Here is a 22,456-nt window from a genome sequence, read left to right as displayed (position 1 = left end):
AGATTTTCAATTTAACAAGTTTTGTTTATAAAACGACAGATAAATAGGATTACATCCATGTCTAAGATCTTCGACTTCGTAAAACCAGGTGTTATCTCTGGCGATGACGTTCAGAAAGTATTTGAAGTAGCAAAAGAGAACAAATTTGCTCTTCCAGCAGTTAACGTTGTTAACACTGACTCAATCAACGGTGTTCTAGAAGCTGCAGCGAAAGTTAAAGCTCCTGTTGTTGTTCAGTTCTCAAACGGCGGTGCTGGTTTCTTCGCTGGTAAAGGCGTGAAACTTGAAGGTCAAGGTGCACAAATCCTTGGCGCTGTAGCAGGTGCAAAATACGTACACGCAGTTGCTGAATCTTACGGCGTTCCAGTAATCCTTCACACTGACCATGCTGCTAAGAAATTGCTTCCATGGATCGACGGTCTGCTAGACGCTGGTGAAGAGTTCTTCGCTCAAACTGGTAAACCACTATTCTCTTCTCACATGATCGACCTTTCTGAAGAGTCTCTAGAAGAGAACATCGAAATCTCTGGCAAATACCTAGCTCGCATGGCGAAAATGGGTATGACTCTAGAGATCGAACTAGGTTGTACTGGTGGTGAAGAAGACGGCGTTGATAACTCTCACATGGACGCATCAGAGCTTTACACTTCTCCAGAAGACGTTGCTTACGCATACGAGAAACTAAACGCTATTAGCCCACGTTTCACTATTGCAGCATCTTTCGGTAACGTACACGGTGTTTACCAAGCAGGTAACGTTGTACTAACTCCAACTATCCTACGTGACTCTCAAGCATACTGTGCAGAGAAGTTCGGTATTGCACCAAACGCTCTAAACTTCGTGTTCCACGGTGGTTCAGGTTCATCTGAAGCTGAAATCCAAGAGTCTATCGGCTACGGTGTTATCAAAATGAACATCGATACTGATACACAGTGGGCAACTTGGGATGGTATCCGTACTTACTCTGCAGAAAACTTTGATTACCTGCAAGGTCAAATCGGTAACCCAACTGGCGAATCTGCGCCAAACAAGAAGTACTACGATCCACGTGTATGGCTGCGTGCTGGTCAAGCTTCAATGGTAGCTCGTCTAGAGAAAGCATTCTCTGACCTAAACGCAATCGACGTACTATAATTCGTCTTATTTGAGTTTCTAAAAACCCGCTCTTCGAGCGGGTTTTTTTATGTCTAATCAATGAGACAGCGACCATTCTCTTTCTTTTAGCAATTGATAACTCAATCAACTGCTATATGATCACCGCACTTCATATCCCTTCAGTTTTGGCGCAAATTTCGAAACCCAGCGCATTTCCGCACCAAGTGGCATAAAAGCAATTAAAAAGTGTGGCGAAATGTAAATCCATTGCGTACTCTGTAACATGCCAATATCGGAAAATTCTGATAAAGCTTTGTTTTGTAGGTCTTTGCGAAACTCTGACTTTGCAAAATTTCAGTTTTGAGATATTGTGCCAAAAATCTGACACTGTTCAGGAAAACAATAGGGATGTTGTTGTGAATAAGAACCTATAAAAAACAAGGTTCATAAGTTAACGGCAATTAGATTTTTATATCTTTATTTTGAGGATACGAATTATGGCAGGTGAATCGATGGGTATCGATACCTCTTTAACGGATGGTTTGAGCAAAGCGGAAACGTGGCTAAATAACAACTCAGATCTTCTTATTCAGTACGGTGTAAACATCATTTCTGCACTGCTGATCCTATTTATCGGTAACATTATCGTTAAAGCGGTAGCAAACAGCGTTTCAAAAGTGCTTGAAAAGAAACAAATGGACAAAGCGGTTGTTGAGTTTGTCAACGGTCTAGTTCGTTACCTTCTATTTGTTATTGTATTGATTGCGGCACTAGGTCGTGTAGGTGTTCAAACTGCATCTGTAGTTGCGGTAATTGGTGCGGCTGGTCTTGCTGTTGGTCTTGCTCTACAAGGCTCACTATCTAACTTTGCTGCTGGCGTGCTAATCGTTGCATTCCGTCCATTTAAGTCTGGTGACTATGTGGAAATCGGTGGTGTAGCTGGTAGTGTTGAAGCAATTCAAATCTTCCAAACTGTACTAAAGACACCTGACAACAAAATGGTTGTTGTGCCGAACTCATCAGTTATCGGCGGCGCAATCACTAACTACTCTCGCCACGCTACGCGTCGTGTGGACCTAGTTATCGGTGTTTCTTACAGCGCTGATCTTAAGCAAACTAAGCAAGTTATCCGTGACGTGCTAGAAAAAGATGAGCGTATCCTGAAAGATCCTGCAATCCAAATCGGTGTCCTAGCACTAGCAGACTCTTCAGTGAACTTCGTGGTTCGTCCATGGTGTAAAACGTCTGATTACTGGGATGTTTACTTCGATTCAACTCAAGCAATCAAAGAAGCGTTGGACGAAGCAGGCATCGAAATTCCATTCCCACAAATGGATGTTCATTTGAACAAAGTAGAAGCTTAATCCCTTCGATTGAGAACATGAAAAAGCGAGGCAATGGCCTCGCTTTTTTTATATCCGGATTTTCTAAAGTTCTAACAGAGTGTTACTGCCAGCGAGGAGCAGACGTTTAAGTTCGCTACCTGCAAAGCCAAAGGTTAATTCGGGTAAACCTGGCGTATAAAGCAACTCATCATGCTGGTAGAGCGCCGTGTCGACGATAATGGTGACATGCTCAGGTAAGCCAATAGGACAAACTGCGCCAGGTACACAACCTAGCTGCTCAATCATTTCATCGTCGCTGCAAATAGAAGGCCTTTTACCAGTCATAATTTTGATTTGTTTGGAGTCTAAACGAGAGTCTTTGTCAGTCAGGTATACTGCGTAACCTTGTCCTTTTAGCTTGAGAAAAAGGCTCTTAGTATGAGTGCCAGTCCAGCCGAGTTGTGCGGCAACTTTGACATCGGTTTCGAAGTCGAGAATGGCTTCATGTTGCCACTCTCGAAAGGGGATGGAGAGCGCGTTGAATCGCTCTCGATTGATTTGATGGATTTTTTCCAGTGACTCCATGTCGTGTTTCTTTCCTATTTATCTTTACCAGTATTTGGTGACTAACTCATTCGCAAGTACAAAAGCGATAGTAAACATCATAGTAGCAACCGCAATATCGATGCCTTTTTTCACTTTTGGTTTTGAGAGCGTTGGCCCCAATTTTGCCGCACCTAATGAGAGCGTGTAGAACCATACAAAGGAAGCCATGATGGTGCCCATAGCGAATACGATGCGATCATTACCTTCAAACTGACCACCAATTGAACCTAAGATCACTACGGTATCTAAGTACAGGTGCGGGTTCAACACTGTGACGGCAAGTGCGCCAAGAATTACGGTACGACGGCCTCGTGCGACGACTTCACCATTCGATTCAGAGGCGTTTGCTGCTTTGAATGCACTTTTTAGTGACAGTAAACCGTAAACACTTAAGAAGGCAATACCACCTAAAGTTACTGAGGTAAGTAGGATTTCATTTTGCGAGAGAATCGCGCCGCCACCAAAAATACCGAGCGAGATAAAAATCATATCTAGGATGCTACAGATGGTCGCAGTCGTTAGATGATGTTGACGCTTAATGCCTTGGTTAAGTACATACGCATTTTGCGCACCGATTGGAATGATCATGGTCGCACCTAAACCGAATCCTTGTAATAACACCCAAAAGCTCACAACACACCTCAACATTAGTAATAGAACAACAGAGGAGGGGAAGATAAAGCTTTTCATTAAATAAGTATAATTAATGGTTTTAATATATTATTAGCGTTACTTATTTAGTGCTGTTGGCGTTTATTAGGGAGGAAAAACACGTGCGAGGATTGGATTATAAATGGATAGAAGCGTTAGATGCGGTAGTTCATCAGGGCAGTTTTGACCGAGCTGCTGAGCACCTTTTTGTTTCGCAATCAGCCATTTCCCAACGTATCAAACAGCTTGAGAAGTACCTTGCCCAACCGGTACTTATACGTGAGCAACCGCCAAAGCCAACCCCAATTGGTAAGAAGCTACTCGGGCTTTATCGTCGCGTCAGGTTGCTTGAGCATGAAATCCTTCCTGAGCTAAAAAACGACACCACAACTCGTCCCGTTCAGCTCTCACTCGCGACTAACGCCGACAGCTTAGCAACGTGGTTACTACCGGCTTTACAAGATGTGATGAAGCATCGCCAAGTTGAACTTAAGTTGACGATCTACGGAGAATCACGATCGATTGAAAAGCTCAGAAGTGGTGAGGTAGCAGGGGCTATAAGTTTAGAATCACAAGCCATACCGAGTTGTCGAGCGGATTACCTAGGGCGCATCGATTATGTTTGTGTCGCTAACCCTGAGTTCTATCAGCGCTATTTTACCGAAGGCGTGAACAATCAAACGTTAGCTAAAGCACCAGCGGTTTCCTATGATCAGTACGATGATCTGCATAAGAAGTTTTTAACGGAGCACTTCAACGTCAGACCGGATAGTGTCATCCATCACAACATTAGTAGTTCTGAAGCTTTCCTCAAAATGGCGTTAGCTGGAGTCGCTTATTGTTTGATTCCTCGACTACAGATCACCGATGAACTGGAGAAAGGGGAGCTTATCGATATCACACCTGGCTTTTTGATGTCTTATCGCATTTATTGGCATCACTGGCAGTTGGAAACTGGAGTGCTGCAAGAGATATCGCAAGCAATTGTGAGTTACGCTCAAAAACACTTACCGCAATAAGTTCCCACTTCGCTCGCGTTTTGAGTCGAAATTACCATGAAGTTACACAGTCAAAGTTGTGTTAGAAGTCGCTTAAGGTGCTTGGATAATTGCCAGAAGTTTCTATGATGAGTCTATATACACTCCTGTTCATTGCTGTTTTATCTATTTGCGAATTCAAGACAGCAACTTATCTGCCATGGCTTTCATCGAGTCTCTCGCCTTGAACTCAGGCAACTGGAGTGATCTTAGTCTTTCAATACGGATGGATTTGTCGAATGAAACTGTCTTCATGTTTACTTGCTTCAGCCCTAAGCCTTACCAGTATTTCTGTGTTTGCGAATGATGTGCCGAATTTTGCCCATTTATCAACCACTGGCTACGGTGAAGTTGTCGCGACGCCAGATATGGCGGCTTTTTCTGTAAAGGTTGTTGATACGACCATGACGGCAGAACAGGCGAAGCAATCTGTCGATAATACGGTTGATGAGTTTCTTAAGAGCTTAGCTGATGCCGGTTTGTCGAAAGACAATATTACTAGCTCAAATCTGTACCTTGCTCCTCAGTACCACTATCCTAAATCGGGTAAAGCGGAACTTGTGGGTTATCGAGCTTCACGCAGTATTGATGTGACTGTGAGTGATTTGGCGAACTTGAATGAGTACTTGGATATGGCGCTAAAGGCGGGCATCAACCAAGTTGACAACATTCAGCTTAAAGTAAGCAACCAATCTGAGTACCAACAAAAAGCACGCATGGCAGCGATTAAAGATGCACAAAGCAAAGCGGCTTCTTTAGCGACAGGTTTTGATAAAAAGTTAGGTGATGTGTGGCAGATTAACTACAACCAAATGCACGCACGCCCAGTATTGATGCGCTCTGTGGCGATGGATGCAAGAGAGAGTTCAAATAGCTATCAAGATTCAACGTTGGTGATTCGTGACCAAGTGGACGTCGTATACAGGCTTAAATAGTATAGATAACATTACGATTCATAGAATGAGAAAAGGCAGGGAAGTCCCTGCCTTTTTTGTATTTGCAAGTCAGTGATCAGTGAAGGATTCGGGCACGAATGGTGCCTTCGATGCCTTTTAATTTAACTAATGCTTCTGCTGCGCGAGAGGTTTCTACGTCAATCACTACGTAGCCTATCTCAGCTGCGGTTTGTAGGTACTGGCCGGCGATGTTGATGCCGTCTTCTGCGAAAATGGTGTTGATTTGCGTCAGGATACCAGGACGGTTTTTGTGGATGTGGAGTAGACGTGAACATTCACGATGCTCTGGCAGTGATACTTCTGGGAAGTTCACGCTCGACAGTGTTGAACCATTGTCTGAGTACTTCGCCAACTTACCCGCAACTTCTACACCAATGTTTTCTTGTGCTTCTTGTGTTGAGCCACCGACGTGTGGCGTTAGGATAACGTTGTCGAACTTCTGTAGTGGAGACTCAAACGCATCGGCGTTGGTTTTTGGCTCTACAGGGAATACGTCGATAGCTGCTCCAGAAATATGGCCTGATTCTAGGCTGTGGCATAGAGCCGGAATATCAACAACAGTACCGCGCGCCGCATTGATAAAGATAGCGCCCGGCTTCATGCGCGCGAACTCTTCCTCACCCATCATGTTCTTGGTTTCTGGCGTCTCTGGTACGTGCAAAGAAACGACGTCACATTTATTTAGTAACTCACTCATGGTGAGCACTTGTGTCGCATTACCTAGAGACAGTTTGTTTTCAATGTCGTAGTAGTAAACGCGCATGCCTAGGTTTTCGGCAATGATACCTAATTGCGTACCAATGTGACCGTAACCAATGATGCCCAGACGTTTCCCGCGAGCTTCGTAAGAACTGTCTGCACTCTTTTTCCAAATGCCACGGTGCGCGAGTGCGTTCTTTTCTGGAATGCCACGAAGAAGCAACAGGATTTGACCTAGAACCAACTCTGCGACGCTGCGCGTGTTTGAGAAAGGTGCGTTGAATACAGGGATACCACGCACCGAAGCAGCGTTGAGGTCTACTTGGTTGGTACCGATACAAAAACAGCCAATCGCAACTAGCTTGTTCGCCGCATTGATCACGTCTTTCGATAGGTTTGTTCGGGAGCGGATACCGATGAAGTGTACGTCTTTTACTGCTTCAATCAGTTCTTCCTCAGAAAGGGAACCTTTGTGATATTCAATGTTGCTGTAGCCAGCTGCTTGAAGAACTTCAACTGAAGAAGGGTGGAGTCCCTCTAGCAAGAGGATCTTAATCTTTTCTTTTTCCAGTGAAACTTTGGCCATTTTTCTCGTCCTTAAAATGGAAAGGTGGGCTAATGTGGCGCACATAAAGCAAAACCATTAAAAAGGGGATAATTAACAGTTTTGTTGGAAGACAAACGTTTCCCTGTGCGTCTTCTGTTCAATAAAGTAACAAAAAATTTTTGCTTTGGGTAAGAAAATTACGGAATAAGGCATGCTTTTCTTAGAAAAAGAAAGAAAAAACGGCGCCCTAGGGCGCCGTCTGTAATGAAATAACAGAAAATTTAAGTCAACTAGTGACTTATTCTTCTATTTTTGCACCTTCTGGTGTGCCAGTGATAACCACATCTGCACCACGGTGAGCGAATAGACCCACAGTCACAACACCCGCGATGCCGTTGATCTTATCTTCCATCTCTTTTGGGTTAGTGATTTGCATGTTGTGTACGTCTAGGATCACGTTGCCGTTGTCCGTCGTTACGCCTTCACGGTATGCAGGGTCACCACCTAGTTTTACCAATTCACGAGCTACGTAAGAGCGTGCCATTGGGATAACTTCTACAGGAAGTGGGAATTGGCCCAGTACGTCAACTGCTTTTGTGCCGTCAACGATACATACGAATTTGTCTGAAATCGCTGCAACGATTTTTTCACGAGTCAATGCAGCACCGCCGCCTTTGATCATATCGCGTGTTGCATTGATTTCATCTGCACCATCAACGTAGACATCTAGCTTCACTACGTCGTTACACTCGAATACTTCAATACCAAGCTCTTTTAGGCGCTCAGTAGAAGCAACAGAGCTAGACACTGCACCTTTGATATCGTCTTTGATACTGCCTAGGGCATCGATGAAGTGATTCACGGTAGAGCCAGTACCAACACCGACAATGCTGTCTTTCTCAACATATTTAAGTGCTGCCCAACCAGCCGCTTTCTTCATTTCATCTTGAGTCATGCCAATCTCCTGAATAGATGTTCGTTAACGTTTGCGGCGTGATTATAGCGGGTAAGTTCTACTTTTCCCATTGCCAGATCTGGCTTGGAGTCACGATCTTAGGTAATGGGATGTCCCAACTCTCTGTTGGAAGGCGTTCGACATGCTGACAATCATGAGCAATGCCGATTGGCTTGGCGCCCTCGCCAGTACTAAACCAGCGTGAGAGTGTCCGGTCATAGTAGCCTCCGCCCATACCTAAGCGATGGCCGGTACTGTCAAAACCAACTAATGGTGTGCAGATCAAGTCGAGATCTCGAACGGGCTTTAGGTAGGTGATATCGAGTTTGGGTTCTAAGATTCCATACTTATTAAACACCAACTGGTCATCGTTTACGTAATGAAGAAACAACAATTGGCCTTGCGAGAATGGGTGAATCACTGGTAGGTAAATCGACTTACCTTGTTGCCATAGCCACTCAATTAACGGTTTTGTATCGAGCTCTCCGTCGGCGGAAAGATAAATGGCGATGTGATCTGAAACTTGGATTTCTGGCAACTGTGAAAACTGTTTAATTAGATCGAGCCCTGCTTGAAACTGAGTATCACTGCACAGGCCTTTACGTTTTTCACGGATGAGTTTACGGAATTCTTGTCGAGATAGGTTTGACATAGAGAGGATACCCCAGGGTGCCGTTGAGGATTGTGGCCCTTGAACCAGCTGGTTCAAGGCGGATCAGCAATGATAACCGTAGGCTTCTCGGTGCATGCCAAGCTTGCTCAATAGTTATCAAGTACTAACCCTTCGGTATTGCTTATCGGCTCAGGGACTTAAATCCAACTGACGAACACCCCAGGGTAAATTTGGTATCTACTGCTGTCCTTGCGTTACATTCTTAAGTGCGTTCTCTAGCGACGCAGTGAGCTTTTCCATTCGCTCCGTAATTTCTTGTTGCTGACCGTTTGATTCGTATGACTTGGTATGCAATTCATGACAAATATTTAATGCAGCAAAAGTTAGTAGCTGAATTTCATTGGTTACCTTAGTACGGTCTGTCATCTCTTTCAATCGACGATCGAGATCTTTAGCCGCTGTAATCAGTGACTCTTCTTGACCCGGTGGACAATTCACTCGTGTCATTTTTCCAAGGATTTCAACGTCGACCGCTTGATTGCTCATGATGAATAAACTCTATATTCGCGCTATCTAAGGTATTGCTTTGTACAACTACCGAGGAGGAAACTATAGGAAAACCGCTATTAAGATTCAAGCATTTCCCACCCTAGATAGAAAAATGGTGAAGTGATCACACAGGAATTGGACAAATTGAGTAAATGCTGTCCAAATTTGAATTTGATAGCCGTTTCAGCCGAGTAGGCTTGATGGTAGGATAGAACGATACATTATTACGCAAGAATGAGCCCAGTTATGAGTGAAATCACCCTTCCAGAATATCAATCTATTGCTGTTGAACTTAAATCCGCAAGCATTGCAGTGACGCCTGCTGAGTTACACGGGTTACTTGTCGGCATGCTAAGTGGTGGATTGGCGATTAACGATCAAACCTGGCAACCAATTTTGTTTGATTACACCAATGATGGCATGGGGTGGCCAACTACTGCACTGGCTTTTGCACAAAGCATTTTTAAAGTGACGGTAAATGAGTTGACAGGCACCTCGATGGAATTGTCTCTGTTGTTGCCTGATGAGCCAGGTGAAGAAGGCTTGTTCGCATTGGCTGATGGCCTATCTGATTTCGTTAACCATTTTATCTCAGGTTTGGGGTTAGCTGGTATCGCCATGAATAAAGCGTCTGACGATGTGAAAGAGGCGTTAGCAGATCTTGAAGAGATCGCTAAGTTAGGCATTGATGAAGATGACGACCTAGGTGAGCAAGCTCAATTGCTAGAGCAAGTAATCGAACACGTCAAAGCATGCGTATTAACTATTCATGCCGAGTTTGGCGCTCGTCCTGAAAGCAACGATAGTAAACCGACGATTCACTGATCGTCGGTACCATTAATTGAATAGTTTCTAGAGGTTAGCATGAGGCAATATGACGTTGTAATTGCTGGTGGAGCCATGGCGGGAGCCACACTTGCTTTAGCGATAGATCGCTTATCGAAAGGACAACTTCGTGTTGCCGTTGTTGAGCCGTTTAAAGCGCAATCTAATGAGCACCCTGGTTTTGACTCTCGTTCCATTGCCTTATCCTACGGGACCGTCAACACCTTACGCCATTTGCAGTTGTGGGCGGCGGTTGAGCCTTTTGCAACTCCAATAGAGCACATTCATGTGTCCGATCGTTCTCATGCGGGGATGACTGAGATTACCAAGCACGAAGTTGGTGTTGAAGCACTTGGTTACGTAGTGGAACTCGCCGATGTTGGTCGCGTCTATCAAGAGCTCTTAGATAAGAGTGAGGCGATCAGTCTGTTTTGTCCGGATTCGGTCGTGAACATCGAGCGTGAGCAAAACAAAGCACACATTGAGCTGACGAGCGGTGAGAAGCTGGAAGCTAAGTTGCTCGTTGCTGCCGATGGCGCAGTATCGCAATGCTGTCAGCAAATCGGTTTAGAGTTGTCTGAGCATGATTTTGACCAAGTGGCAGTGATTGCGAATATCGTGACGCAAGAGCCTCATCAAGGTCGCGCTTTTGAACGCTTTACCGAGAATGGTCCAGTCGCACTGCTGCCGATGAGTGACAACCGCATGTCGTTAGTATGGTGTCTGCGTCCTGAAGAAGCGCAAACCGTGGTGAACTTATCTGATGCGGAGTTCCTTGAGCGTTTGCAGAACGATTTTGGTTGGCGACTAGGTGCGATGCAGAAAGTCGGACAACGCGCGAGCTATCCGCTTCTTCTGCGTCATCGTAAGCAGAACATTTCGCACCGCTTTGCTATTGTCGGCAATGCTGCACAAACACTTCACCCGATTGCTGGACAAGGCTTCAACCTTGGTATTCGTGATGTGGCATCGTTAGCGGAAGAGGTTGTTAAGCAAACTGAAGACGCGGGTCGTTACCAAGGCTTAATGCGATTTAGCCAGCGCCGTGAAGATGATCGCAGCGAAACAATTTGGCTAACCAGTTCTCTCGTGCATATTTTTTCAAATGATTTACCGGCGATGCGAATTGGGCGTAACCTTGCTCTCGCAACGATGGATAACCTTTCTACTTTTAAGCAGCCGCTGCTACGCCATACGCTTGGTCTAGTGAAACGATAAACGGCAACGAATTAGGTAACAAAAGCAATGATGCAAAGTGTAGATATCGCCATCATCGGTGGTGGAATGGTAGGTTTAGCATTGGCGGCCGCTTTTAAGGACAGTGACCTGCGAGTAGCCGTTATCGAAGGCGCAGTGCCAAACGACACCCTAAATGAACTGCCAGATGTACGCGTATCGGCGTTGAGCCGTTCAAGTGAAACTATCCTTCGCAACCTTGGTGCTTGGCAAGGTATCGAGCAGCGTCGTGCTTCACCGTACCATGCGATGGAAGTGTGGGAGCAAGACAGTTTCGCTAACATCGCATTTGATGCACAAAGCATGGCTCAACCAGACCTTGGTCATATCGTTGAAAACCGCGTGATTCAATTAGCGCTGCTAGAACAAGTACAAAAGCTGGATAACGTAACACTGTTTATGCCTGCTCGTTGTGCAACGCTTGCGGTGGGTGAGCAAGAAAGTTGGCTAACGCTAGACAATGGTCAGGCCATGACTGCTAAGTTGGTTGTTGGCGCCGATGGTGCAAACTCTTGGCTGCGTAATCAAATGGATATCCCACTAACGCATTGGGATTACGGCCATAGTGCGCTTGTCGCGAACGTGAAAACCGCTGATCCACACAACAGCGTTGCGCGTCAGATCTTTACACCGCAAGGTCCATTGGCTTTCCTTCCGATGTCTGATCCGCACATGTGTTCGATTGTTTGGTCTACCGAACCAAATCGTGCCGAGCAACTGCTGGCGATGAATGAGCAAGAGTTCAATAAGGCACTAACTAGCGAATTTGATGTGCGTTTAGGTTTGTGTGAAGTAGTTGGTGAACGTGCGGCGTTCCCACTTAAGATGCGTTATGCGCGTGACTTTGTGGTTGAACGCGTGGCGTTAGTTGGCGATGCAGCACACACAATTCATCCACTAGCAGGACAGGGTGTGAACCTTGGTTTATTGGATGCTGCGAGCTTAGCGCAAGAAGTGTTGGCGCTGTGGAAACAAGGGCAGGACATTGGCACCAAACGTAACCTACGTGGTTATGAACGTTGGCGCAAAGCTGAGGCGGCGAAGATGATAGCGGCGATGCAAGGCTTCCGTGACCTGTTCTCTGGTGAGAATCCTGCTAAAAAGCTGGTACGTGGAATTGGTTTGAGTTTAGCTAGCCAGCTACCAGGAGCAAAAGACGAGATAATGAAACACGCATTGGGTTTGAAAGGCAATTTGCCGGAACTTGCGCGTCAATAACGAGCTTATTGCTCGACGAATAGAAGACACAAAAAAGGCTGGTTAATCCAGCCTTTCCTTTACATCGATGTTGTCGCTAAGCGTATGCGCATCTGAGCTTCATAATCTCTTGGTTAATTTCTTTAACCGCTTGAAAGTGGCGTCTTTCCGCTTTCTCTGGCAGCATTAATTTTCCATTATCAAACTCAAATTTACCGACTCCGTAAATATAAATTCTTCCTTTAAAAAGACGACTTATGTGTTTAGCAATCATACCTGGTGTATAGCGCTTAAACAGTCTCATATTTACTTTTCCTTATCTCTTACCTAGCTCAGTTATCTTACGTTTTTGGCGTAAAAATTATTGTGACAGCAATGGTATTAAGTACAGATGAGTTGTATCGCTTTAGAGATTTGTGCTGCCATAGACAAATTGACAGGGTCATATCTCAAATAGCGTGAGGATTACCTCAAAAAAACACTAGCGAAGGAACCGTTCCTTATCTCCTTCTGTTGTTACGTAGTGCATTAAGCAACTGTTTTGTTACAGAATTAAGAATAGAAGGAAAATAATTGTTTGCTAAATGTTTTTACTCAATTGATTGCATTTTTATCGTTTCGCCGGATTAAGGGCTTAATACATGGCTTTCATCGAGTTAGAGGGAAGAGGCGCAGAAAAGTTCCGTATAAAAAAAAGCCCGCTTCGGCGGGCGAATAGTCACAGATGCATTACACAAAAGTGGACGACTGACCGTGTGGCAGAGGCCAATTCAGTCAGCAGTTTCACTTTATGTTGATTAAGTCGTTGTTGAAAACTTAACCAACAAATTCAGCATATACGAGTTTATTACGCGTGACTATTTATGTTTTAAAAATGATTAAAAATTCCACTTTGTATGTTGGGAGATATGAGTGAGATCACGTAGGTGTGAGAAAGCCTGCATGTTATTACATTTTTACGAAGGTTAACGGCAGATATCGGCCAAGGTTGGTTGGCACAATTGCAGTAAATCATCGATAGATAATGCTAATCCAGCCATACGATCACCACTGCTGATAGTGATTTCTTTTTCTTCAAGCAAACTTGGGTCAAATACGATCGGCATGTAGCGTTTTAAGAGTAGTGGCGTGACAGTACCAATCTTGTATCCGGTAATCGCTTCTACGTCGGCTTGATCAACACACGTCATGCGACGGCACTGCAGTAATGCGCGCACCTTCTTTGGATCAACGCTACGATCACCTGGTGCACAAGCAAGCGCATATTGGTTTCCCATATCACGCAAAAGAATCGCTTTGACCATTTGAGAAGGGCGAATGCCGCGTTGTTGCGCGGCATCCTCAATGGTTGTTGCTGGCCTTTGATGAGGAAGAAGGCGGTACTCGATGTTTTGGTCCGCCAAAAACTGCATCAAAGGGGTATGAATGGTATTACTCATCGTCAAGGCTGTACGGCAGTGCTGCGATTTCCCATTCACATTCTGGTTGGTCAACCAAGCGCAGACGAGTGTCATCATCTAGGTTGTTTGGCAATACAATGAGACCCATCGCTTGGTTGTCGCTGAATTGGTAATGCGTGAGCAAGGCGCCTACTGAACGCCAGTTTTCACCGACACTACGTTCCAATTCGATCGCACCTTCACTTAAGGTTTCAACGGTTACACCTTTAACAATGTACATTGCACGTTTGTTGGTGCCGCGATATTTCGCGCGCGCTACAGTTTCTTGACCCGTGTAGCAGCCTTTCGTAAAGCTTATACCACCAAGCGCTTGTACGTTTAGTGCTTGTGGAATGTGTACGTTTTGCGCGTCTGCTGCCACGTATGGCAGTGCTGCCTCAATATCGAAACGGGTCCAAAGCTCGTGGGTTGTCAGTGTTGCTTGGCTATCTTCCACTAATGATTGTGCTGCTTCTGCTGTAAGCGCAAGCAACCAGCGATTCAGAGCGACTTTGACCGCAGTGCCGCCTTCAATCGCACGCACGTCGCCAGAATCAGCATTTAGCGTTGAGATGAATGCATCTGCATTCTTACCCGCAACACCCAGTACCACGTCGCTTGACTCTTCGATGGTCACTTTCGAGAACACTGCGTACTTTTTAATTTCTTTCAGTTCCACTTCAATTGCTGATTTCGGCTGAACCATTGAGTAGCCATCGTTATGGTGGAATAGGCGGAAGACACTCCACATTTTACCTTTCGCGTCACAATGTGCTCCCAACATTGATTGGTCTTTCTCAAGAGAAACCACATCGCAGGTAACTTGACCGTGTAGGTATGACTTTTTGTCGTCCCCGACCATGGTGATCATGCCCAGGTTATCCAATAGCGAGATAGACAGCTCTGGTAGCGCGTCTTGTGTCGATAGGTTCAGTGGTGAAAAGCGAGTTTGCCATTCCATGAGTACGATGCCTTTTGAAGATATTTTTCAGCTATGTTAATTGCAGATTAGACATTTGTCAGCACTCAATATATCCACTCAATTTTAAGGTGTTTGGCTCAACTGAACGTTTGTTTATTAAATGCGATCAGGATTTGCAGTGACTTGGCTACATATTGTGACCCGCACACTAGTGGCGTAGAACATCCCTTGTTACACTCCGCACTAAGAACAAGACATCTATGAAGGAATACTGAATGTACACTGCGGAAGAAAAGGCGCGTATTAAATGGGCTTGTCGTCGTGGCATGCTTGAGCTTGACGTGGTGATTATGCCGTTTTTTGAAGAGTGCTTCGATGCACTAGGTGAGCAAGAGCAACGTGATTTTGTTTCGTTGTTAGAATGTGATGATCCAGATTTGTTTACTTGGGTCATGGGGCATGGTCGCAGCGAAAACCTTGGTCACGCTTCGATGGTTGATAAAATTGTCGCACACAACCTCAGCAAGGTTCGTTAACCTTACTGTTTCTAAATCTCTAAACGCCCAAGCGCTGCATTACTTGATTCTTTTCGGTTTAGCTTGGGCGGTTATCTTCTCTGATATTCCACTCGTCTTATCTAGTTATCTGTTACTACTGATCTATCGTTGCCATACCCAAGGTGGATTCGTCATGCCGTCAACTGTCGGGAATTGGTATTTTCATCGTGATGGAACGGTTCGAAATGACGCTCAAACTTCACTGTTATCAGGAGTCGATCTTTCCGCTTCTGTTTTCAAGGTGACGTTCAAGTTGGTATCTGGGGATAAGGTGACCGTTTGGCGAGACAGTTGTGATGATGTGTCGTATCGTCAATTGAATATGATATTGCGTCAATGGAAAATGGGAGCCGAAGCTCCCATTTGATATCGTGTCTAACTCTTTCTTACTTGGCGTCAGATTTACTTGTTTGGTGTTAGGATCGTCGGTCCGCTATTCTCTTGTTGGTTTGGATAATCCAAGGTGTAGTGTAGACCGCGGCTTTCTTTACGTTGCATCGCACAACGCACCATCAGTTCAGCTACTTGAAGTAGGTTACGCAGTTCTAGCAAGTTGTTTGAAACACGGAAGTGGCTGTAGTACTCATGCGTTTCTTGCTGAAGCATTTGAATACGGCGTAGTGCGCGTTCTAAACGTTTGTCCGTGCGAACAATGCCCATGTAATCCCACATAAACAAGCGGAGCTCATGCCAGTTATGCTGGATGATAACCTCTTCATCACTGTTGGTGACTTGGCTTTCATCCCAACAAGGTACTCGGGGGGCTAATTCGACCTTCGTGTGGTGCTTTAGGATATCTTTGGCGGCTGCCCATGCGTAGACCACACACTCAAGTAGTGAGTTTGAAGCCATGCGGTTTGCACCGTGTAGACCGGTGTAACTGACTTCGCCAATGGCATATAGATTCTTCAAGTCCGTATTGCCGTTTTGATCGACCATCACGCCACCACACGTGTAGTGTGCGGCTGGAACAATTGGGATCGGCTCTTTGGTCATATCGATGCCAAGATCCATCAAACGAGAGTAGATGGTTGGGAAGTGCTTGGTAATGAATTCCGCAGGTTTGTGGCTGATGTCTAAATACATGCAGTCTGCACCTAGGCGCTTCATTTCAAAGTCGATGGCACGTGCGACGACATCACGCGGCGCAAGTTCTTTACGCTCATCAAAATCCGGCATAAAGCGTGAGCCATCAGGGCGTCGCAGATAGGCACCTTCACCACGCAAGGCTTCTGTGAGTAGGAAGTTACGTGCTTCTGGGTGGAACAGGCAAGTAGGGTGGAATTGGTTGAATTCCATATTTGCGACACGGCAGCCTGCGCGCCAAGCAATCGCGATACCGTCACCAGAGGAAACGTCAGGGTTTGACGTATATTGGTAAACTTTGGAAGCGCCACCAGTCGCAAGAACAACAAATTTAGCGCGAACGGTTTCTACCTGTTCTTCATTTCGGTTCCAAATATAAGCGCCAATGATCTTGTTTTTGTCGCCGCCGACTTTATCTTCAGTGATTAAATCCAGAGCATTGTGACGTTCAAGAACATGAATGTTTGGGTGGCTGTGGGCGTTGTCTTGCAGTGAGGTTTGCATCGCCATACCTGTTGCATCCGCAGCATGCAAAATTCGGCGTCGACTGTGACCACCTTCGCGAGTTAAGTGGTAACGAGGTTCTTCATCAGAGTCATCGTCCTCACGGTCAAACGGTACACCACCATCAATCAACCATTGCACGCATTCTTTTGAATTCTCAGCGATAAACTTAACCGTTTCTTCATCGCAAATGCCATCACCAGCAATTTGTGTGTCTTCAACGTGAGACTCGATGGTGTCAGATTCATCGAAGACCGCAGCGATACCACCTTGCGCGTAAAACGTCGCGCCTTCGCTGCGCGGGCCTTTACTCAACACCATCACTTTACAGTGGTTTGCTACGCGCAAAGCTAACGACAAGCCCGCGGCGCCACTCCCTACCACTAACACATCACATTCATGTTCACGATTCGTGTTCATATAACTTTTACAATCCCAAGCTAAGGTAACAAGGCTACCTTGTGTATATTTTGCACACCATGTGCATCCATTAACGCGACATCCGTCGCTAAGGGCTAAGTTGGGAGGTATCTAAATCACCGCAACTCTGGTGACTTGTGCCACTCTTATTTTTGCATGTCGATGACATGCGCATGCTTCCTGAGTTTTATTTTAAACGCGTTGTTCAGATAGCCATTAGCCGTGCCAACAAAAAGTAATAGTTTGTCAATGCCATTGCTTTTCTAGGCTCTACCCAGCACAATCTGGGACAGAGATCATCCATTATACCCATTTCCCCATCACTATGCTCGCTTGTCAAAACGAGACGTAATTCAGACGTGGCGAGGGATTTGGCTAGTGACATCACACTGTGAAAAAACAATGACAAAAAATTTGAGAAACCATGGAACTTTCTCATTCACGTCGGAGTCACAATAGTGCTCAAGTAAGCAGTGGTGTCAATACTACGTTTTGCATAATTAGTACCCATATCTGAGAAGAGTAGGGGCATAACAAATAGGAGTATCCGCTCGAATGAACGAGCAGCTGACCGATCAAGTATTGATTGAGCGAGTTCAGAATGGAGATAAGCAAGCATTCAACCTGCTGGTAACGAAGTATCAGAACAAGGTATGTAATCTTATTTCCAGATACGTAAGTAATCCTGGCGATGTTCCAGATGTAGCACAAGAAGCGTTTATCAAGGCTTACCGAGCTATCCCTAGCTTTCGCGGGGAGAGTGCGTTTTACACTTGGCTGTATCGCATTGCAGTGAATACTGCGAAGAATCATATCGTTGCTCAGGGTCGTAGACCGCCTGCGACGGACGTTGATGCTGAAGATGCTGAATTTTACGAAACAGGTAATGCATTGAAAGAAATTTCGAACCCTGAGAACTTAACGTTGTCCAAAGAATTGCAACGGGTAGTGTTCAGCGCAATCGAAGCCTTACCTGAAGATTTAAAAACGGCAATGACTCTGCGTGAGCTTGATGGCTTAAGCTATGAGGAAATTGCTGAAGTAATGGATTGCCCGGTGGGAACGGTACGATCACGTATCTTCCGTGCTCGTGAGGCGGTGGAAAAGAAAATCAAACCTCTTTTACAGCGCTAGTACAAGTGATAACTATGGTGAAAACAATGGCTGACAAAGAAAAACTTTCAGCTCTCATGGATGGAGAATTGGTCGATAAGGCTTTAATTCAAGAATTAGAGCAAGACCAAGAAAGCCGTGACGCTTGGCAGAACTATCATCTTATTGGTGATGTGATGCGAGGCGAAGCGCCAGCAAAACCTGAGTGGAATATTGCTGAAAGCGTGGCGTTAGCGTTAGAAGACGAGCCTGTGCATCGTGCTATCGATTCACGCAGTGCTAACGTTATTTCAATTAATGACGCGCCAAAAGAGTCGCAACCAGAGCCACAAAAAGCCAAGCGCCAGTTGCCTGCATGGCTAACTCAGTTTGGTCAGGTTGCCGTTGCTGCGTGTGTGTCACTTGCCGTGATTTTAGGTGTGCAACAATACGGTGGTAGCGACCCAATGTCGCCACAAGCCGATCAACTTCCTGTGCTTCAAACAGTGCCATTTGCTGGCAGTGCAGAACCAGTAAGTTTGACTCGTGAGTCCGTTGAGCGCTCGGTTGGCGAAGCAAATATGCAAGAGCAACGTAAACGTGTTCATGCTATGCTTCGTGACTACGAATTGCAGTTAAGAATTAACAGTGATGCGTCTCAGCAAGATGCAAATCTGACTCCGGATATTGAATGAAAAAATTTCTGTTCAGCGCTTGCGCTCTGTTCAGTCTGATGTCTACTCAAGCCTTTGCTGGTGACAAACCAGCGGAGGCTTTATTGCATCAAATGAGCGAGGCGAGCAAAAATTTAAGCTACGAACTCTCTTATATCCTCATCAAAAAGAACAGCATTGAACCTTTGCTGTACCGTCATGCGACTCACGATAAAGATCAGTACGCACATCTTGTGTATTTGAGTGGTCCAGTTCGTGAAGTAATTCGTCGTGGTACTGAAGTGAGCTATATCGAAACCGGCGCAGAGCCGTTTACGATTGAATCTGGCAAGATGGTCGCACCAATCATGCCGATGCTGAACACCAATATCGATGAATTGAACCTCTATTACGATTACGTCAAAGTCGGTCGTGCTCGTGAAGCTGGCGTTCCGACTCAGGTGTTACGTATTGTGCCTAAAGACGGCTTGCGTTATTCGTACGTACTTTGGATTGATGAGAAAAGTAAGTTACCACTGCGTGCTGATTTGGTTGACCGTGATGGAGAAATGCTAGAGCAATACCGTACGATCTCATACTCGGTGAATCCAAAAATTGGCGAGTTGATGAGTGGTTTGGCGGATGTGCAGTTGCCAGCAGTATTGACGATGCCTAAAGGTGATATCGGTACGAGTGACTGGAACGTAGGTTGGATTCCTGAAGGTTTCCACCCAAATGAGCTAAATCGCTACCGAATGGCAGTGACCGACCAAATGGTTGAAAGCCAACTTTACTCGGATGGTTTATTCAGTTTCTCTGTTTATGTCGCCAGCAAAGATGAGCATTCGCTGAAAGGTCAGCTGGTTCGTCAAGGTCGTCGTACTTTGCATAGCTTTGTAAGTGGTAATCATGAAATCTCTGTTGTGGGTGATATTCCACCGGCAACTGCTCAGCGTATTGCACAATCTGTTACGTTTGATGCAGCAAAGAGTAAAGCGCAATGATGACCGCATTAGCAACCGTGACGGGTGTCCACCGTCACGGTCAGCAATACGATATCGATTTAAGCTGCGAGCAACAGACCAGTTGTAGCAGCTGTTCTTCGCAAAAAAGCTGTGGCACTGGCGTGGTTACTAAAGCAATTGGTAACAAAACATTAGCATGGCATCTGCGTACAAAAACATCCGTCAAAGTTGGTCAGGTGGTAGAAATCGGCTTTCCTGAGTCGAGCCTGATCAAATCCGCAATGGCGGTTTACCTTCTTCCTCTGTTTGGTCTGATTTTTGGTGCCGTGATTGGCAACTTCCTTCTTGTGCCTTTAACTGCAGGCGGCGAGGGCATTACCATCCTAGCTTCGGTTTTGTTCGCTGCTGGTGGTATGTGGCTCGCTAAACGTGTGTCACGGCCTTTAGAAGATGAATCAAAACGCCAAGTCACCCTCATTAGAGTTCTCGGTGAGCCTATCCAATAAGTACGTACCTCGAGGTTGCTAAGGTATATACTTTAAATAAGGTGCGCCCGTTAACGAAATTGGGTAGAATCTGCCAACTTGATTGAAATGCCGTCAGCTGATGGCTTTCTTACTGTCCCTATTTGTAAAGAGTTAGTCACCCTAAATCTATGAAGCACATTCGTAACTTTTCGATTATCGCCCACATCGACCATGGTAAGTCGACCCTATCAGACCGTCTAATCCAAGTATGTGGAGGATTAAGCGATCGTGAAATGGCCGCACAGGTTCTGGATTCTATGGATCTTGAACGTGAGCGTGGTATCACCATTAAATCTCAGAGTGTAACGTTAAACTACACTGCTAAAGACGGTGAAACCTACCAGCTGAACTTCATCGATACTCCGGGACACGTTGACTTTGCGTACGAAGTATCACGCTCTCTAGCCGCTTGTGAAGGCGCGCTATTGGTGGTTGACGCAGGTCAAGGTGTAGAGGCTCAAACGCTTGCTAACTGTTACACCGCGATCGAAATGGATCTAGAGGTTGTGCCAATCCTTAACAAGATTGACTTACCTGCCGCTGATCCTGAGCGCGTAGCAGAAGAAATTGAAGAAATCGTTGGTATCGATGCAATGGAAGCTACTCGCTGTTCTGCTAAGACAGGTATCGGTGTAGATGACGTTCTAGAAAACATCGTATCAGCAATTCCAGCACCAGAAGGTGATCCTGAAGCACCACTTCAAGCATTGATCATCGATTCATGGTTCGATAACTACCTTGGCGTTGTTTCTTTGGTTCGTATTAAAAACGGCTCACTGAAGAAAAACGACAAGATTAAAGTAATGAGCACTGGCCAAACTTGGGGTGTAGACCGTCTAGGTATCTTCACACCTAAGCAAGTCGATACTGATGTTCTTAATACTGGTGAAGTAGGTTGGGTAGTTTGTGGTATTAAAGACATCCTTGGTGCTCCTGTCGGTGATACGCTAACCCTAGCGAAAAACGGCAGTGAGAGCCCTCTACCTGGCTTTAAAAAAGTAAAACCTCAGGTATACGCGGGTCTATTCCCAGTATCATCTGATGATTACGAAAACTTCCGTGACGCGTTAGGCAAATTGAGCCTGAACGATGCATCGTTGTTCTATGAGCCAGAAAACTCAGCGGCACTAGGCTTTGGTTTCCGTTGTGGTTTCCTTGGCATGCTGCACATGGAAATCATCCAAGAGCGTTTAGAGCGTGAATACGATCTAGACCTGATTACAACAGCGCCTACTGTAGTCTACGAAGTCGTAGAAACTGACGGTACGCTACTTTATGTTGATAGCCCGGCCAAACTGCCAGCGGTAAACGACATTGAAGAAATTCGCGAGCCTATCGCACGTTGTAATATTCTTGTGCCATCGGATTACCTTGGTAACGTAATCACACTGTGTGTAGAAAAGCGTGGTACTCAGGTTGATATGGTTTACCACGGCAACCAAGTTGCTGTGACGTACGATATCCCAATGGCAGAAGTTGTTCTGGACTTCTTTGACCGTCTGAAGTCAACTTCACGCGGCTACGCATCTTTGGATTACAACTTCCAACGCTTTGAAACATCGAACATGGTACGTGTAGATGTACTTCTGAATGGCGACAAAGTTGATGCGCTAGCACTGATTACGCACAAAGATCAGTCTCAGACTCGTGGTCGTCAGTTGGTTGAGAAGATGAAAGAATTCATCCCTCGCCAAATGTTTGATATCGCGATCCAAGCGGCAATCGGTAACCACATCATTGCGCGTTCTACTGTGAAACAGCTACGTAAAAACGTAATCGCGAAATGTTACGGTGGTGACGTGAGTCGTAAGAAGAAACTTCTGAAGAAACAGAAAGAAGGTAAGAAACGTATGAAGCAGATCGGTAACGTAGAGCTGCCTCAAGAAGCGTTCCTAGCGATTCTTCACGTTGGTAAAGACTAGAGTTGAACTATCTCTTACTCTTGTCTGTCATAAGACGTTAGATAGTAAAATAAGTGAAAGGGTTTCGGCTCTTTCACT

Annotated in this window: 24 protein-coding genes and 1 other RNA gene; 14 read left to right on the top strand and 11 right to left on the bottom strand. The window is 45.4% G+C overall.

Annotation, left to right across the window (positions count from 1 at the left end):
- Window positions 1–57: 57 nt before the first annotated feature.
- Both fbaA and mscS read left to right on the top strand, forming a co-directional pair.
- Window positions 58–1,134 (top strand): class II fructose-bisphosphate aldolase, encoded by a 1,077-nt coding sequence (gene fbaA, locus L1076_RS09470; protein ID WP_038870335.1) that lies wholly within the window; start codon window positions 58–60, stop codon window positions 1,132–1,134.
- A gap of 458 nt (window positions 1,135–1,592) precedes the next feature.
- Window positions 1,593–2,459, top strand: coding sequence for a small-conductance mechanosensitive channel MscS (gene mscS, locus L1076_RS09465; RefSeq protein WP_038870334.1), 867 nt, complete (start codon window positions 1,593–1,595; stop codon window positions 2,457–2,459).
- A 63-nt stretch (window positions 2,460–2,522) separates the two neighbouring features.
- Here mscS and L1076_RS09460 read toward each other — a convergent pair whose 3' ends face one another.
- Both L1076_RS09460 and L1076_RS09455 read right to left on the bottom strand, forming a co-directional pair.
- Complete coding sequence (locus L1076_RS09460; protein WP_038870332.1) at window positions 2,523–3,005, bottom strand: YbaK/EbsC family protein; 483 nt, start codon at window positions 3,003–3,005, stop codon at window positions 2,523–2,525.
- A 24-nt stretch (window positions 3,006–3,029) separates the two neighbouring features.
- Window positions 3,030–3,659, bottom strand: a complete 630-nt coding sequence (locus L1076_RS09455) for a LysE family transporter (protein WP_054757094.1) — start codon at window positions 3,657–3,659, stop codon at window positions 3,030–3,032.
- Between the two features lie 140 nt (window positions 3,660–3,799).
- Here L1076_RS09455 and L1076_RS09450 point away from each other — a divergent pair, with 140 nt between their 5' ends.
- Both L1076_RS09450 and L1076_RS09445 read left to right on the top strand, forming a co-directional pair.
- Window positions 3,800–4,696 carry a LysR family transcriptional regulator ArgP gene (locus L1076_RS09450; RefSeq protein ID WP_038870328.1) on the top strand — a complete coding sequence of 299 codons (897 nt, stop codon included), beginning with the start codon at window positions 3,800–3,802 and terminating at the stop codon, window positions 4,694–4,696.
- Between the two features lie 257 nt (window positions 4,697–4,953).
- Window positions 4,954–5,649 (top strand): oxidative stress defense protein, encoded by a 696-nt coding sequence (locus L1076_RS09445; protein ID WP_038870326.1) that lies wholly within the window; start codon window positions 4,954–4,956, stop codon window positions 5,647–5,649.
- A 76-nt stretch (window positions 5,650–5,725) separates the two neighbouring features.
- On the opposite strand, the gene serA is transcribed toward L1076_RS09445, so the two are convergent.
- The 5 genes from serA to zapA all read right to left on the bottom strand — a co-directional run bounded on the left by serA (window position 5,726) and on the right by zapA (window position 9,030).
- Window positions 5,726–6,955, bottom strand: a complete 1,230-nt coding sequence (gene serA / locus L1076_RS09440; protein ID WP_038870325.1) for a phosphoglycerate dehydrogenase — start codon at window positions 6,953–6,955, stop codon at window positions 5,726–5,728.
- A gap of 259 nt (window positions 6,956–7,214) precedes the next feature.
- Window positions 7,215–7,871: a ribose-5-phosphate isomerase RpiA gene (rpiA, locus tag L1076_RS09435; protein ID WP_237303535.1), complete on the bottom strand. Its 657-nt coding sequence runs from the start codon at window positions 7,869–7,871 to the stop codon at window positions 7,215–7,217.
- Window positions 7,872–7,929: 58 nt separating this feature from the next.
- Complete coding sequence (locus tag L1076_RS09430) at window positions 7,930–8,523, bottom strand: 5-formyltetrahydrofolate cyclo-ligase (protein ID WP_237303534.1); 594 nt, start codon at window positions 8,521–8,523, stop codon at window positions 7,930–7,932.
- Window positions 8,524–8,528: 5 nt separating this feature from the next.
- Window positions 8,529–8,713: non-coding RNA, 6S RNA (gene ssrS / locus L1076_RS09425), on the bottom strand.
- 8 nt (window positions 8,714–8,721) lie between these two features.
- The gene (gene zapA / locus L1076_RS09420; RefSeq protein WP_038870320.1) at window positions 8,722–9,030 is read right to left on the bottom strand and encodes a cell division protein ZapA; all 309 of its coding nucleotides are present in this window, start codon (window positions 9,028–9,030) and stop codon (window positions 8,722–8,724) included.
- 249 nt (window positions 9,031–9,279) lie between these two features.
- Between zapA and L1076_RS09415 the strand changes: the two genes are divergently transcribed.
- Genes L1076_RS09415 through L1076_RS09405 form a run of 3 tightly spaced genes read left to right on the top strand, consistent with a single transcriptional unit; the run spans window position 9,280 to window position 12,312 of the window.
- A complete protein-coding gene (locus tag L1076_RS09415) occupies window positions 9,280–9,858 on the top strand; it encodes a YecA family protein (RefSeq protein ID WP_038870319.1) in 579 nt (192 codons plus the stop codon).
- Window positions 9,859–9,897: 39 nt separating this feature from the next.
- A complete protein-coding gene (ubiH, locus tag L1076_RS09410) occupies window positions 9,898–11,076 on the top strand; it encodes a 2-octaprenyl-6-methoxyphenyl hydroxylase (RefSeq protein WP_038870317.1) in 1,179 nt (392 codons plus the stop codon).
- A 27-nt stretch (window positions 11,077–11,103) separates the two neighbouring features.
- The gene (locus tag L1076_RS09405) at window positions 11,104–12,312 is read left to right on the top strand and encodes an FAD-dependent 2-octaprenylphenol hydroxylase (RefSeq protein WP_237303533.1); all 1,209 of its coding nucleotides are present in this window, start codon (window positions 11,104–11,106) and stop codon (window positions 12,310–12,312) included.
- A 76-nt stretch (window positions 12,313–12,388) separates the two neighbouring features.
- Here L1076_RS09405 and L1076_RS09400 read toward each other — a convergent pair whose 3' ends face one another.
- From L1076_RS09400 to ygfZ, 3 genes are all read right to left on the bottom strand, one after another.
- The gene (locus tag L1076_RS09400; protein ID WP_038881174.1) at window positions 12,389–12,595 is read right to left on the bottom strand and encodes a DUF1107 domain-containing protein; all 207 of its coding nucleotides are present in this window, start codon (window positions 12,593–12,595) and stop codon (window positions 12,389–12,391) included.
- 661 nt (window positions 12,596–13,256) lie between these two features.
- Window positions 13,257–13,730, bottom strand: a complete 474-nt coding sequence (locus tag L1076_RS09395) for a YbaK/EbsC family protein (protein ID WP_038870314.1) — start codon at window positions 13,728–13,730, stop codon at window positions 13,257–13,259.
- Window positions 13,723–14,691 carry a tRNA-modifying protein YgfZ gene (ygfZ, locus tag L1076_RS09390; RefSeq protein ID WP_237303532.1) on the bottom strand — a complete coding sequence of 323 codons (969 nt, stop codon included), beginning with the start codon at window positions 14,689–14,691 and terminating at the stop codon, window positions 13,723–13,725. Before ygfZ ends, L1076_RS09395 begins: the two co-directional genes overlap by 8 nt.
- Before the next feature lie 236 nt (window positions 14,692–14,927).
- Between ygfZ and L1076_RS09385 the strand changes: the two genes are divergently transcribed.
- Complete coding sequence (locus L1076_RS09385; RefSeq protein WP_038870312.1) at window positions 14,928–15,188, top strand: succinate dehydrogenase assembly factor 2; 261 nt, start codon at window positions 14,928–14,930, stop codon at window positions 15,186–15,188.
- A 154-nt stretch (window positions 15,189–15,342) separates the two neighbouring features.
- Entirely contained in the window at window positions 15,343–15,576 is a 234-nt protein-coding gene (locus L1076_RS27055; protein ID WP_039976429.1) for a hypothetical protein, read from the top strand.
- 35 nt (window positions 15,577–15,611) lie between these two features.
- Here L1076_RS27055 and nadB read toward each other — a convergent pair whose 3' ends face one another.
- On the bottom strand, window positions 15,612–17,219 hold the full coding sequence (nadB, locus tag L1076_RS09375; RefSeq protein ID WP_042602357.1) for an L-aspartate oxidase: 1,608 nt from the start codon (window positions 17,217–17,219) through the stop codon (window positions 15,612–15,614).
- A 555-nt stretch (window positions 17,220–17,774) separates the two neighbouring features.
- Between nadB and rpoE the strand changes: the two genes are divergently transcribed.
- The 5 genes from rpoE (at window position 17,775) to lepA (ending at window position 22,378) form a co-directional block, all read left to right on the top strand.
- Window positions 17,775–18,353 (top strand): RNA polymerase sigma factor RpoE, encoded by a 579-nt coding sequence (gene rpoE, locus L1076_RS09370; protein ID WP_005436461.1) that lies wholly within the window; start codon window positions 17,775–17,777, stop codon window positions 18,351–18,353.
- Between the two features lie 26 nt (window positions 18,354–18,379).
- Window positions 18,380–19,006 (top strand): sigma-E factor negative regulatory protein, encoded by a 627-nt coding sequence (locus tag L1076_RS09365; RefSeq protein ID WP_038870308.1) that lies wholly within the window; start codon window positions 18,380–18,382, stop codon window positions 19,004–19,006.
- Window positions 19,003–19,968, top strand: a complete 966-nt coding sequence (gene rseB, locus L1076_RS09360) for a sigma-E factor regulatory protein RseB (RefSeq protein WP_237303531.1) — start codon at window positions 19,003–19,005, stop codon at window positions 19,966–19,968. Before L1076_RS09365 ends, rseB begins: the two co-directional genes overlap by 4 nt.
- Window positions 19,965–20,435 carry a SoxR reducing system RseC family protein gene (locus tag L1076_RS09355; RefSeq protein ID WP_045466052.1) on the top strand — a complete coding sequence of 157 codons (471 nt, stop codon included), beginning with the start codon at window positions 19,965–19,967 and terminating at the stop codon, window positions 20,433–20,435. Before rseB ends, L1076_RS09355 begins: the two co-directional genes overlap by 4 nt.
- A 149-nt stretch (window positions 20,436–20,584) precedes the next feature.
- Complete coding sequence (gene lepA, locus L1076_RS09350) at window positions 20,585–22,378, top strand: translation elongation factor 4 (protein ID WP_045397750.1); 1,794 nt, start codon at window positions 20,585–20,587, stop codon at window positions 22,376–22,378.
- Window positions 22,379–22,456: the final 78 nt, after the last annotated feature.

Source organism: Vibrio sp. MMG023 (genome assembly GCF_021654215.1).
In the GTDB taxonomy this organism is placed as follows: domain Bacteria; phylum Pseudomonadota; class Gammaproteobacteria; order Enterobacterales; family Vibrionaceae; genus Vibrio; species Vibrio jasicida.
The sequence above is the reverse complement of the archived record's forward strand: the minus strand, read 5'-3'. Positions and strand labels throughout refer to the sequence as shown.